Source organism: Sphingomonas sp. SORGH_AS_0870, assembly GCF_031453175.1.
GTDB lineage: Bacteria > Pseudomonadota > Alphaproteobacteria > Sphingomonadales > Sphingomonadaceae > Sphingomonas.
The window spans coordinates 2317958-2330866 of sequence record NZ_JAVIYW010000002.1 but is presented as its reverse complement, the minus strand read 5'-3'; the positions used below and the strand labels follow the sequence as shown (position 1 = coordinate 2330866).

General features: G+C 67.3%; 10 protein-coding genes. 9 read left to right on the top strand and 1 reads right to left on the bottom strand.

Going from position 1 to position 12909, the window contains the following annotated elements:
* The 6 genes from QE363_RS11020 to QE363_RS10995 all read left to right on the top strand — a co-directional run bounded on the left by QE363_RS11020 (position 1) and on the right by QE363_RS10995 (position 7953).
* A complete protein-coding gene (locus QE363_RS11020; RefSeq protein ID WP_309695156.1) occupies positions 1 to 582 on the top strand; it encodes an FKBP-type peptidyl-prolyl cis-trans isomerase in 582 nt (193 codons plus the stop codon).
* A 242-nt stretch (positions 583 to 824) separates the two neighbouring features.
* Positions 825 to 1340, top strand: a complete 516-nt coding sequence (locus QE363_RS11015) for a sigma-70 family RNA polymerase sigma factor (RefSeq protein ID WP_309695154.1) — start codon at positions 825 to 827, stop codon at positions 1338 to 1340.
* A gap of 65 nt (positions 1341 to 1405) precedes the next feature.
* Positions 1406 to 2353 carry a FecR domain-containing protein gene (locus QE363_RS11010; RefSeq protein ID WP_309695152.1) on the top strand — a complete coding sequence of 316 codons (948 nt, stop codon included), beginning with the start codon at positions 1406 to 1408 and terminating at the stop codon, positions 2351 to 2353.
* Between the two features lie 117 nt (positions 2354 to 2470).
* Positions 2471 to 5536 carry a TonB-dependent receptor domain-containing protein gene (locus QE363_RS11005; RefSeq protein ID WP_309695151.1) on the top strand — a complete coding sequence of 1022 codons (3066 nt, stop codon included), beginning with the start codon at positions 2471 to 2473 and terminating at the stop codon, positions 5534 to 5536.
* A gap of 115 nt (positions 5537 to 5651) precedes the next feature.
* On the top strand, positions 5652 to 6422 hold the full coding sequence (locus QE363_RS11000; protein ID WP_309695150.1) for a Slam-dependent surface lipoprotein: 771 nt from the start codon (positions 5652 to 5654) through the stop codon (positions 6420 to 6422).
* A 58-nt stretch (positions 6423 to 6480) separates the two neighbouring features.
* A complete protein-coding gene (locus QE363_RS10995; RefSeq protein ID WP_309695148.1) occupies positions 6481 to 7953 on the top strand; it encodes a surface lipoprotein assembly modifier in 1473 nt (490 codons plus the stop codon).
* A 36-nt stretch (positions 7954 to 7989) separates the two neighbouring features.
* Here the strand turns inward: QE363_RS10995 and QE363_RS10990 are convergent, their stop codons facing one another.
* Positions 7990 to 8262: a hypothetical protein gene (locus QE363_RS10990; RefSeq protein WP_309695146.1), complete on the bottom strand. Its 273-nt coding sequence runs from the start codon at positions 8260 to 8262 to the stop codon at positions 7990 to 7992.
* Positions 8263 to 8308: 46 nt separating this feature from the next.
* Here QE363_RS10990 and QE363_RS10985 point away from each other — a divergent pair, with 46 nt between their 5' ends.
* The 3 genes from QE363_RS10985 to QE363_RS10975 all read left to right on the top strand — a co-directional run bounded on the left by QE363_RS10985 (position 8309) and on the right by QE363_RS10975 (position 12898).
* Positions 8309 to 8680: an energy transducer TonB gene (locus tag QE363_RS10985; protein ID WP_309695145.1), complete on the top strand. Its 372-nt coding sequence runs from the start codon at positions 8309 to 8311 to the stop codon at positions 8678 to 8680.
* 370 nt (positions 8681 to 9050) lie between these two features.
* A complete protein-coding gene (locus QE363_RS10980) occupies positions 9051 to 11468 on the top strand; it encodes a TonB-dependent receptor (protein ID WP_309695144.1) in 2418 nt (805 codons plus the stop codon).
* An 11-nt stretch (positions 11469 to 11479) separates the two neighbouring features.
* The gene (locus QE363_RS10975) at positions 11480 to 12898 is read left to right on the top strand and encodes an MFS transporter (protein ID WP_309695142.1); all 1419 of its coding nucleotides are present in this window, start codon (positions 11480 to 11482) and stop codon (positions 12896 to 12898) included.
* Positions 12899 to 12909: the final 11 nt, after the last annotated feature.

Here is a 12909-nt window from a genome sequence, read left to right as displayed (position 1 = left end):
ATGACCATTTCCCGCCGCGCGCTGCGCCGCTTCGCCATCGCGATCGCCCTCCCCGCCCTGACGGTGCCGTTCTCCGCAGGCGCGACCGCGCAGGGCGTGAAGGCGCGGCCTTCTTCGCCCCCGGCGGCGGCCAATGGCGGCATCATCCCCCTTCCGCTGAACCCCATCGTGCCGCCCGCCCAGCGTGCCTGCACCTCGCGGACGCCGTCCGGGCTGGGCTATACGGTCTTGCGTCCCGGCACGGGTGCGATGCCCGGTGCGGACGCGACCGCGCTGGTCAACTATGTCGGCTATCTGGCCGCAACGGGCGTGGTGTTCGACCAGGCGATGCAGTCGGTCATGCCGGTGGGCGAGGTCATTCCCGGCTTCTCGCAAGGGCTGCAAATGGTCGGTCGGGGCGGCATCCTGCGCCTCTGCATTCCGGCGGCCCTGGGCTATGGCGCGCAGGCCTCCGGCCCTATTCCGGCCAATGCGGATCTGGTCTTCCAGGTCGAAATGCTGGACTTCAAGACCGCCGCCGAGATCGCCGAACTCCGCCGGGCTGCGGCGGCTCCCGAGAAGCCCGCGACGCCACAACCCTGAGCGCGACATATCGAGGAGCCTGCGCGCTCCCGGCAGCCAATATCATCATATGCGATTGACTCGCATTAGCTAATTTGGCAACGGACCCGCACAGCCAGATACGGCACCGATGGTTCCGGGCCGGGGCTGGCGGGAGCGACGGGCATGCGAAGGATCGAGCGACTGTCGTCTGTGGCGCAGTTTGCCGTGCGTGTCGCTCGAGCAGCATATGCCGCCTTCGGGCTGGCGGCTTGGTCCGCGCCATGACAGTCCTGCCGCCACTGGCCACGCTGTTCGCCGACCAGCGGCGACGGCTGATCGCAGAGGCCTCGCGTGTGACAGGCGACCCCGATTCCGCAGAGGATGTCGTGCAGGAGGCATGGCTGAAACTGGCGCAGCGAGGTCCGGAGCGGCCGGTCGGCGAACCGATGGGCTATATCCGACGCGTGGTCCGAAATCTGGCGATCGATGCCTATCGTCAGCGGCGACGGCAGGAACGGATCATGCCGCCGGATCTCGACGGCGAAAGCGACCGGGTCGCGGCTGCGGCGGCCGATGCGGAGCAGGCCGCGATCGCCGCCCAGCAACTCGCCATCGTCGCCGCCGAACTGCGCCGGATGTCCCCGCCCATGCGCCGGGCGGTGGAGATGCATCGCCTGTCGGGGGCACCCTTGCGCGAGATCGCCGCCGAACTGGGCGTGTCGATCACGACGGCCCATTCGCTGGTCATAGAGGGCGTGGCGCGCTGTCGCCGCGCGCTGCACCCAGCGACGAATTAGTCCGCCGCGGCGAAAAAATCGTGGCCCCGTTCGTCCTCGGAGAGAAGGAAGAGGCTGAAGCCATTGTGAGCAAGGACGAGGGCGAGACATGTCACCAGCGCGAGGCGCTGGAATGGATGATCCGGTTGCAGGAGCGACCGGATGATGCCGCCTTGTACGACCGGTTTCGGCTCTGGCGCCAGACACCGGCGCATGATGCCGCGTGGAGTCAGCTCGACCATGTCAGCGCCCTGATCCGACAGCTTCCATCATCGGGCGACGTGGCGGCGCTTCCTGCCGTACCCGATCGGCGATGGCGACGCGCAGGCCGGACCATCCTGGTCCCGTTCGCGCTGGCCGCCAGCCTTACCGCCCTTTTTATCGGCCGCGACCTTTTGCCGATCCCGGCAGCGGCGACGACGACGCGGACCGGCGAGGTCCGGACGTTGACGCTCGCCGATGGCAGCCGCGTCACCCTGGCGCCGCGCAGCGCCATGACGTTCGACGGCGCCCGCCATGCTCGCCTGTTGCGCGGAAGCGCCTATTTTCAGGTTCGCCATGATGACGACCATCCGTTCCGGGTCGTCGCGGGTGATGCCGTCGCCACGGATCTGGGAACCGCGTTCGAGGTCGCCATGGAAGGCGGCACGACGCATATCGCCGTTCGCGAGGGAGCCGTCGGCGCATCCTGTGCCCGGGGCTGGAAGGATCCCCTCCCCTTGCGGCCCGGCCAGACCGATGACCTCGACTGCGCATCGGGCGCCCGGCACCGGAGCGAGACGCCGCCCTCCCGCGTCGCTGCCTGGGCGACGGGAAGGCTCATCATGATCGATCGCCCTCTGGCGGCGGCGATCGCGGCGCTGCGGCCATGGCATAAGGGATGGCTGATCGCCCGCGGCCCCGGCATGGCGCGCCATGTGACCGGCGTTTACGATCTGCGCCATTCCGACCGCGCCCTCGCCGCGATGCGCCAGGCTCACGGCCTGTCCATCACCCGGATCACGCCGTGGATCACCATCGTCCACGCCGACTGAACGGCGAACCCCAAAAAATTTTTGAAACCGTCCGAAAATCCGAGCTGCCCAAACGTCCAACTCATGAATGCGAACAATACGCATTAGCATTTACGCCGTGTGACAATGGGGGACTATGTGAAGAGCGGACGGATCGGTTTTCGATGGAAGCGGCTGGGCATCGGCTTGATGCTGACGGCCTCGACGATGGGGGTCATGGCCGCGCCGCTGGCGGCTCAGGGTCGGCCGGACGAAATCAGCCTTGCCATCCCCGCACAGCCGCTGGCCGATGCGCTGGCCCTGTTCGCCCAGCAGGCACAGGTACAGTTGAGCGTCGATGCGGGCCTGCTCGCCGGGCTGCGGTCACGCGGGGCGTCGGGCCGCATGGACCGCGCCCGGGCGCTGGACCATCTGCTCGCCGGGACCGAACTCGACTGGCAGCTGTCGAACGGAGTTCTGACGCTCCGGCGCCGACCGGTGCGGTCTTCAGGCGGCACGCAGGCCCCGGTGATCACCGACGCCCTTCGCGTCGAGGGAGACGATGCCCCCCGCAATGTCGCGGCGACGCGCGCCGAGCGCGGCCATGACGCGGTCTTCGACGCCGATTTCTCCAGCGGCTACAAGGACCGGGCGGAGATCGAACGCTATAAGGGCGTCACCACCTCCGACCTGCTGAGCGGCATGGTCAATGTCCTGAGCGGCGATGCGCGCAATAGCGGGGCGCTCGACCCCAGCATTCGCGGTATCCAGGGGCCCGGCCGCGTGCCCGTCGTGATCGATGGGACCGAACAGGCGCTGACCGTCTGGCGTGGCTATAACGGCGCGAGCAACCGGGCCTATGTCGATCCCAGCCTGATCTCCGGGCTCCAGGTGCTGCGCGGGCCGACCGATCGGGGCAATATCCGAAGCTCGACCGGCGGTACGGTCGTCATCAACACGCTGGACGCGGACGACGTGCTGCGTCCGGGCCGGACCTTCGGCCTCGACGTGCGGCTGGAGGGCGGCAACAATGCGACCGACCCGCGCCTGCCGACGCTGCTGACCGGGCGCGACTATCGCACCGTGCCCGGCTTCCCGCAAAACTCGCCCAGCTTCGCGCTGCGCGACCCCTCGCTGCTGATCGTGCCGCGCACCCGCGACGACAATCACTTCTTCTCGCTGGGGGACCGCGCGGTGCGGGTCGCGACGGCGTTGCGGATCGAGGGGCTCGACCTGTTCGGGGCCTATGCCTATCGCGAGCGGGGCAACTATTTCTCCGGGACCAGCGATCCGGATTATTACCGGCAGACGCAACTCCCCTCCAGCAATCTCAATCGGATCCGCCGCATGGCGCTGGGCTTCGCGCCGGGCGATGAGGTGCCCAACACCTCCAGCGACCTGGAGTCCGTGCTGCTCAAGGCGACCTGGCACATCGCCGACGACCAGTATCTGCTGGTCAGCCTGCGCGACAGCGTGACGCGATATGGCGAAATCATGCCGTCGCGCATCCTGATCGATACCGGCAATGCGCAATGGCCGCTCAGCAAGGTGCATGCCCGCGCCTATAACGCCGAATATAAGTGGCAGCCGGAGAGCCGCTGGATCGACCTGAAGGCCAATTTCTGGGCCACCGACACGACCAGCGACACCTATAATTCCGGCGGCATGCCCAATTTCGCGACCTTCGCCCGGCCGATCCTGGTCGACAATGCTCGCGCCAATGCGATCAACAACCGCTATGGCCTGAACGCGGCCAACACGATCCGGCTCGGCTCGACCTTCGACCTGACGCTGAGCGGCAATTGGCAGCATGAGAAACTGGCGTCGCGCGACATCTATGATCCGGCGCGCTTCCAGGGATGGCGGCAATTCCCGCGCGCGGGCCGACGCGAGGAGTTCCTGGTCCGGCTGGACGGCGAATGGCGCCCCGCCAGCTTCCTCAAGCTGAACGCGGGCGTCAGCTATGCCGGTTACTGGGCGGTGGACGATTTCGCGCGCAGCCAGATCGCGAAGGGCAATGCCAACCTGAATTCCACCGTCTATCGCGGCTATAAGTCGTTCTTCAACGTCAAGGGCACCGGCGCCGATTTCGCCAAGCGCTACTGGCGCAGCCTATTGACCGATGTCGATCCCAAGGAGGTCGACGCGCTGATCGCCGAGCTGCTGCCCGAATATCTCGCCAACCCCTATGAGGTCGCGTTCGAGGAACAGGGGCCGACCTGGAGCCCCGATGCCCAGGGACGCTATTCCCGGAACGGCAATCCCTGTCTCAACGGTGCGATCGGCCAGATCGCGGGCAATGACGGGACGTGCCGTCTCCAGACCATCGTCGCCACGGTGCCGATCACCGCGCCGCGTCGTTCGGCGCACCGCTGGGCGCCCAGCCTGTCGGCCACCGTCTATGCCGACGAACAGACCCGCGCCTATGCCCGCTATATCGAGACCTGGCGCTTCCCCAGCATGTTCGAGAGCACGCTGGGCTTCTCCGCCTCGTTCAATCCGCTGGCACCGCTCCAGCCCGAACACGCCAGGCTGTACGAGATAGGCCTGGTGCGCGACCTGCGCCGCCTGTTCCATCTGAATGGCGAGGATCAGCGCGCGGACATCAAGCTGACCTTCTATCGCAACCATATCTCCAATGTGGTCGAACGGTCCACCAACCTCCAGTTCAGCAACATCCAGGAACAGACGATCGCGGGCATCGAGGCCGAGGCGCGGATCGATTCCGGCGGCTTCTATACGCAGCTGGGCGCGGCCTTCATGACGACCAACCAGGTGTGCGACGAAAGCGCCGCCGCGCTTGCCGACAAGAAGAATGGCAGCGTTCCCAACTGCGTCAAATATGGCTTTCCCGACGGTTTCCTGCTGACCCAGGCGACGCCCGAGCAGACGGTCAACTGGACGATGGGCGGTCGCTTCTTCGACAAGCGGCTCGAGCTTGGCGGGCGGCTGACCTATTACAGCCGCTACAACAATCCCTTCTTCGAAAAGATCGCGAACCTGCCGCGCGCGCAGCAGATCGACGTCTATTCGCTCAACGTGCCGTTCAGCTGGGGCGCGATCGTCACCGCCGACGCCTATGTCCGCTACAATCTGAACAACCGTTTCTCGGCCGAGCTGGTCGGGACCAACCTCAACGATCGTTATTATGCCGACCCGCTGACCCGTTCGCTGATGCCCGCACCGGGGCGCACCGTCCGGTTGAGCCTGACGGGCCGCTTCTGACGATCCCGCCATTCGACCCCGCCGCCCTCGTCCTTCCTGAACGCCGGACATGGCCAGCGGGGCCGGATCGATGCGCCCGAAGCGATCGGGCGCACACAACCGCAGGAGCAATAGCATGACCTCCATCCAGATGAAGACCATCCTTCTCGCCGGCCTCGCCACCGTCCTGGCCAGCGGCGCGGCGCAGGCGCAGTTCGCCGGGGGATCGAGCGACACCAGCAAGGTGACCGTGAGCGAAAGCGACGTGAATGGCGGCCCGCATGTCGCCGGCCGGGCGGGCATCGGCGTGCCGGGGACCAATGGACGTCGCGTCGATTTCCAGGGGCTGAGCCTCTATGCGGCCCCCGATCTCAACGGCGTGCGCCATCTCAACATGGCGAGCAGCGATACCGCCGATCATAGCAGCTATGGCGACTTCCGCTTCGCGCGGGTCGGTTCGGCGGACCTGTGGTTCGGCGAATGGTCGCAGACGGGCAATGCCTCGGCGGGGGATCACACCGTCTATTATGTCGGCAACACCAGCGGCACGACCGTCCCGACCAGCGGCACCGCAACCTACACGGTCAAGGGGATCAGCGACTATGGCAACAAGGGCGCGCTGACCGGCACCCTGACCGCCAATTTCGGCTCGGGCACGTCGGGTACGCTGCGTGGCAGCCTGTCCAACGCGTCGACCGGCGCGGGGGTCGATATCGGCACGGCGCGGATCATCGGGGCCAGCTTCTCGGGCAACGGGGGCGTGGCGACCCAGTCGGGCACAACGGTTGCGTCGGGCGGCGCGGTGAGCGGTCGCTTCTTCGGCGCCGATGCGGCGGCACTGGCCGGGACCGTCAAGTTCGACGGCGCGCGCCAGCATGACACCGCCTTCGGCGGCACGAAGAACTGACGCAAGGGTCGGGGTTCCTGTCTCTCCCTTGCGGGAACCCCGGCTTCGCCACGCCCTTATGCGCCATATCGTCCTTCTCGGGTTTCTCTCGCTGTCGGCGTTCCTGCCGTCGGGCGCCGTCCATGCCCAGACCGCGCGCAGCGAAGACGATCGCCTTCGCCTCGATCCCGGCATCGACCGCCGCCCCACCGTCCGCGAACGCGCGGCCATCGACGCGAGCGATCGGCCGACCAGCATCACCATCGACGGTCAGACCTACAGCGTCGCCAACAATCCCGACGATCTGGGCCGCGCGCTATACCTGTCGGTCGCGCGCAGGCAATGGTCCGATGTGCGGCGCTTCCTGCCCGCCTATCTGGCGCTCGCCAATCCCGATCCGATGCTCGTCGCCTGGGCGCGGGGCGGACTGGCACGCAGCGAGGGACGGCTGGGCGAGGCCGAACGGGCCTATCGCGCGCTGCTGGCGATCCAGGCCGACTTCCTGCCCGGTCGGCTCGAACTCGGTCGCGTCCTGTTCGAGAACCGCAAGGACCGCGAAGCCCGCACGCTGTTCCGCGACATCCGGGCCGATCTCGCCGATCAGGGCGAGCGGGCCGCCGGAGTCCGCCGCTCGGTCGACACCTTTCTCTCGGTGCTGGACCGCCGACGCGGCTGGCAGGGGATGATCGCGCTGGGGCCGGGTTACAGCAGCAACCTGAACCAGACCTCGGCCAGCCAGACCTGCCTGCTGGTCGGCCAGGACGGCCGCTGCCTGATCGACCGGACCCTGCCACCGGCCATCGCCTCGGTCGGCGTCAATGTCGAGGGCAATGCCAGCCGCCGGATACCGCTTGCCGGACATGGTGGGCTGCTCGCCCGCGCCTTTCTCTATGGCGACGTCTGGCCGGGCCATGGCGCCTATGACCAGGCGACGCTGAGCGCGCAGATCGGCTATGACCATCAGACCGCGCGATATAGCCTGACCCTGTCGCCGACCTTCGACCTCGCGGGGTTCGGCCATCGCCTGCTCTTCGCCGCGCCGGGTCTTCGCGCCGAGGCGATGGTCAGCCCGTCGCCCAGCACCGCGATCCGTGTCGAGCTGGCACGGCGGCAGTTCGATTACCGCGGTGGCCATGACGATCTGGATGGCGCCTTGACCGAAGCCAATGCCACCTTCTGGCTGTCGCTTCGGGGCGGATGGACGCTGTTCGGCGGGGTGGAGGGCGGCGACAAGCAGGCCACCGCCCGCGCCAATGCCTATCGCCATGTCGGTGCACGGATGGGCGTGGCGCACGGCTTTTCGGATTGGGCGGACCTGACGCTGATCGGCTCCGTCCGCCAGCGGGATCATCGGGGCTATAGCGATCTGCTGGGCGCGGTGCGTCATGACCGCGAGACGAACCTGACCGCCGTGCTGCGCCTGCCGAGGCTGCGCCTCGCCGGGCTGACCCCGAATATCCTCCTTCAGCACAACCGGGTGACGAGCAATGTCGACTGGCTCTATTCCTTCCGCCGCACCGCCGCGAGCATCAGGCTGGAACATGGCTTTTAGCGACGGACGAGACCGAAGCGGCTACCGCCAGCCCGTTCAGGCGCGGGCATTCGGCACGGCGACGCTCTTGGTCGGCATGACGGTCGGCGCGCTGCTGTTCAGCATTCGGTGGATCGCACCGCCCATCCCCTCGGTCGATGCCGGACAGACGGCGGTGTTCCTGGCCCAGTCCATTCCGCTCGTGCCGGTCGTGGAGCCCAGCACCTCCCCCTCCCCGCCCCGGTCGCCGTCAAAGTCCCCGCCACCGCCCGCGACGACCGATACAAGCGTGCCGACGCCGACTGCCCCGATCTCTCCTAGCCAAACCATGCCCGCCTCGCCGCCTGCCCCCGCTTTCCAGCCTCAGGCAACGGGGATGGCGACCCCGGTCGCAGGCCCCGCCATGCCCCCGGCATCCGCCCCGGCCACGCCCACCAGCCCGACGTCATCGGCCAGCGCCGCCGCCGACTGGCGCGCCAGGCTGCTCGGCCATCTCAAGCGCTACCGACACTATCCCCGCCAGGCCGAGGCGGCGCGGCAGCAGGGCGTGGCGCGCATCGCCATCACCCTGCGCCGTTCCGGCGAGGTGACGGCGGTCGAGCTGATCCACGGCAGCGGCTTTCCGCTTCTCGATCAGGAAGCGTGCGCAACGGCCCGCCGCGCCTCTCCCGTCCCGCCCGTCGAGGATGGCATTCCCGGCGATCCCGTAACCGTCGAAGTCCCGATCGATTTCGCGCTTCGGCGCTGAGCCTTCCCGGCGTTTCCGCTGGTCGACGGAGGATCCGGGGCCACCGCGATTGTCATAATCTGTCTCATGGAACCGGATAGCTCGCCTAGCTGACCGGCAATATATGCTTTTCTCGCAACTCCCATCGATTTGGTAGGCTTTGCCCCGTGGCGCCGCGTGGCGTCCGGTGAGGAGCCGTCCATGACCTCGAACCGCTGTCACGATCCGCCTATGCTGCGGGCCATTCGCGCCCGCCTCTAACCTCTGAACCATGATCGGGACCGGCAAGGGTTCGACGCCATCTGTGCGTCGGCGGCCGGTGCCCCGCGCCTTGGTCCCATTGCCAGAACCATAAGAAAGCCAATCCATGAAAAGGGGATTTCCGGCGGCGATGACGCTTGTGTTGAAGCGCCGCTGCCTGTTGCTGGCCGCCACGGCCTTGATGCCGTCCAGTGCCGGAGCGCAAGTCGTTCTCGCCAGCCATGCCGTGCCCGCGAGCGGGCCGACCGAGAATGCTGAGCCCGAAGCCGCGCCCGATGGGTCCGGCGACGTTGTCGTCACCGCCCGGCGGCGCGAGGAGCGGGCCCAGGACGTGCCGATCGCGCTCAGCGTCGTCGGTGCCGAGCAGCTCGGCCTTCGCGGCGATTACCGGCTCGACCAGGTGCAGCAGCTGGTGCCGTCGCTTCAGGTCTTCAGCTTCAACCCGCGCAATACCAACATCAATATACGCGGGCTGGGCTCCAACGTGGCGCTGACCAATGACGGTCTGGAGAATGGCGTCGGCGTCTATATCGACAATGTCTATTATGGCCGCGTCGGGCAGAGCCAGTTCGATCTCGTCGATCTCGACCGGGTCGAGGTGCTGCGCGGGCCGCAGGGCACGCTGTTCGGCAAGAACACCACCGCCGGCGCGATCAACATTTCCAGCCGCCTGCCGCAATTCCAATGGCATGCCGATGGCCAGGCCGATATCGGCAATTACGACTATCGGCAGTTGCGCGGCTCGGTCACCGGCCCGTTGATCGACGGGCTGGCCGCCTTTCGCCTGAGCGCCGCCTATACCACGCGCGACGGTTTCCTCTACGACACGACCACCCGCCGCCGCGTCCATGATTATGAGAATGCGACGGTGCGCGGCCAGTTGCTGCTGACCCCGGCCCCGGCGCTGACCATCCGCATCATCGGCGACTGGGGGCAGCAGGAGCAGTCCTGCTGCATCAACCTGCCGGTGCGGACCTTCGCGACCTATGACAATGGCAGGGCGATCGCGAACAGTTTCGAACAGCGGCTGGCGCGCTTTCCCAATTATACGCCGCTGCCGCTTGATCCCTTTGCCAGGCGGACCGATGCCAATTCGCCGTTCCAGGCCAATATGGACACTTGGGGCGTGTCGGGTCAGGTCGATTACGATCTGGGCGGCGCCGCGCTGACGTCGATCACCGCGGCCCGGCAATGGAACTGGTTTCCGCGCAACGATGGCGACCTGACCGCGCTGTCGATCAACACGCAAGGGCATATCCTCAACTTCCAGCGCCAGTTCAGCCAGGAATTGCGGCTCGCCTCGACCGGTTCGCGCGCGGTCGACTGGGTGCTGGGCGTCTATTATTTCCAGCAGGTCGTGCGCGGCTATGGCCGCACCGAATTCGGGTCGGATGCCGCGCTCGCGCTCTTTCCGACCGACGATCAGACGGTGGCGAGCATCGCCACCAACGGCCTGCTGTCCGCCTACCGGTCCGATCCGCATACCAAGAGCGGCGCGGTCTTCGGCCAGGCGACCTGGCACATCAGCCCCGCGCTGAGCCTGACCGGCGGCCTTCGCTACACCCATGAGGAGAAATGGGGCAGCTATGCCAATGATCGCCTCTTCGCGCAGCCGACCACCGGGCTGACCGCGGCGCAGATTGCGCGCGTCGCCGCGATCCGCAACGCGCTGGTCCCGAACCAGGCCTTCTCGGTCGACACCGACGACGACAGCGTCTCGGGACTGGCGACGCTGGGCTGGAAGCCGGGCGAGGACGTGCTGGTCTATGCCACCTATTCGCGCGGGGCGAAGTCGCCGGGGCTGAACCTCACCAATCTGCCCAGCGGCGTCGATCCCATCGTCAGGACCGAGACGGTCGACAATTTCGAGGTCGGGCTGAAGTCCCAGTTTCTCGACCGGCGCGTGACGCTGAACCTCGCCGCCTATCAGACCAATGTCACCGATTATCAGACGACGATCGTCCAGCAGGTGATCGGCACCAACACCTATATCAACTATATCGCTAATATCCCCAAGGTCCGCTCGCGCGGGTTCGAGGGCGATCTGGCGGTGCGCCCGGCCGACTGGCTGAGCCTGACCGGCTCGATCGCCTATACCGACGCCACCTATCGCGACTATCCCAACGGCCCGACCCCGGTGGAGGCGCTCAACCCGACCGCCGCCAATCCCGGCGGCTCGCCCGCGCGCGACTTCACCGGCCAGCGGCTGGCGGGCGTGCCGAAATGGGCGACCTCGGTCGGCGGCGACGTTACCCGCCCGATCGGCGGGGGTGCGGAGGCCTATCTGCACGGCGACTGGTCGTACCGCTCCTCCTATTACACGGTCGCGAGCAACAGCCGATACGGGCTGGTCCCCGGCTATGGCCTGGTCAATGCGCGCGCCGGGGTCCGGCTGGGCGAAGACGGCCGCTACGACCTGTCGGTCTGGGCGCGCAACCTGTTCGACAAAGACTATTTCCAGACCTTGAACGTCGTCAATTACGGGCTCGTCTCCGCCATTCTGGGCGATCCGGGCACCTATGGCGCGACGCTCAAGGTCCGTTTCTGACGGAGACGGCGATGGCCAGCATTCCCCTGCCCGCAATCGAACGCGATCACCCCGCGTCCCGACCGGCGCCACCGCTTGCCGCACCGGGTCAGCGTTACGGCGCGGCACGGCTGAGCGCCTTCGGATCACTGGAGGTTCCCGCCTGGGGTGCGGAGTTGGCGATCGCCCTCTTCGTCCCGCAAATCTATGCCAGCCACTACGGCATCCCCTTGGCAGCGCTCGGGATCATCCTGTTCCTGGTCCGCCTCTGGAGCGTCGTCACCGATCCGATCGTCGGTGCCCTGAGCGACCGCAGCCGCACCCGTTTCGGTCGCCGCAAACCCTGGATCGCGGGCGGCGGGCTCCTGTTCGGGCTGGCGTCCATCGCCCTCTTCTTCCCGCCGACGGCTCCCGGGCCGCTCTATCTGGCGGCGACGCTGTTCGTGTACACCATAGGATGGACGATGATCGAGGTGCCGTCCTGGGCCTGGGCAGGCGAGGTGTCGGGCGACTATCACGAGCGCACCCGCATCATGACCTATCAACAAGTGCTGCGGTCGATCGGCCTGTTGCTGATCCTGGTCCTGCCGACTCTGATCGATCGGGGAAGCGCGGCTGCGCCGAACGTGAAGCTCCATGTGTCCGGCGCCTTCGTCCTGGCGACGCTGTTGCCCACGCTCCTCCTGACCCTGTCCGCGCTGCCTGAGCCCGCGCTGCCGAGCCAGTCGCATCACCGCATCGGATTCTGGCGGACGGCCACGATCGTCTTTCGCGACAGGCTGCTCCTGCGCGTGCTCGCCTCCGACCTGGCGGTGACCGCGGGCCAGTCGATCCGCGCCGGGCTGATCGCCTTCTTCTGCATCAGCTATATGGGCCTCGCGCAATGGGCGAGCGGCCTGTACCTGCTGCAATTCGTCTTCGGCGTCGTCGCCGGGCCGCTCTGGCTGGCGATCGGGCGGCGGCTGGGCAAGCGCGAGACGGCGATCACGGGCGAGCTGGTGCAGGCGGCGATCAATATCAGCCTGCTCGCGGTCTTTCCCGACACGCTGTGGCTGCTGGTCGCGCTGGCGGTGGCGCAGGGGCTGACCCAGGCCTCGGGCAACCTGATGCTGCGTGCGATGGTCGCGGACGTCGCCGATGCCCATGAACTGGCGACGGGGCACAATCGCACCGGCCTGTTCTTCTCCGTCTTCAGCCTGGCGTCCAAGGCGGGCCCCGCGATCGGCATCGGCCTCGCGCTCCCGCTCCTCGCCTGGGTGGGTTTCCGGCCCGGAGGGCATAGCGCGCCCGCCGCGCTGGAGGCCCTGAAATACGTCTTCGCGCTCGGCCCCGCCGCCGCGCACATCATCTCGGCTGCGCTGATCTGGCACTTCCCGCTCGACCAGACCCGCCACGCCGCGATCCGCCGCGCACTCGATGCGCGTGCGGCCACCGTTCCCGTCGAAGCCTGAAGGAGTGTGTG

What these genes read in the sequence shown, in the direction of transcription:
- QE363_RS11020 (WP_309695156.1), top strand. Translation starts at nt 1, where the DNA reads ATGACCATTTCCCGCCGCGCGCTGCGCCGCTTCGCCATCGCGATCGCC.
- QE363_RS11015 (WP_309695154.1), top strand. Translation starts at nt 825, where the DNA reads ATGACAGTCCTGCCGCCACTGGCCACGCTGTTCGCCGACCAGCGGCGA.
- QE363_RS11000 (WP_309695150.1), top strand. Translation starts at nt 5,652, where the DNA reads ATGACCTCCATCCAGATGAAGACCATCCTTCTCGCCGGCCTCGCCACC.
- QE363_RS10995 (WP_309695148.1), top strand. Translation starts at nt 6,481, where the DNA reads ATGCGCCATATCGTCCTTCTCGGGTTTCTCTCGCTGTCGGCGTTCCTG.
- QE363_RS10990 (WP_309695146.1), bottom strand. Translation starts at nt 8,262, where the DNA reads ATGGTTTGGCTAGGAGAGATCGGGGCAGTCGGCGTCGGCACGCTTGTA.
- QE363_RS10985 (WP_309695145.1), top strand. Translation starts at nt 8,309, where the DNA reads ATGGCGACCCCGGTCGCAGGCCCCGCCATGCCCCCGGCATCCGCCCCG.
- QE363_RS10980 (WP_309695144.1), top strand. Translation starts at nt 9,051, where the DNA reads ATGACGCTTGTGTTGAAGCGCCGCTGCCTGTTGCTGGCCGCCACGGCC.
- QE363_RS10975 (WP_309695142.1), top strand. Translation starts at nt 11,480, where the DNA reads ATGGCCAGCATTCCCCTGCCCGCAATCGAACGCGATCACCCCGCGTCC.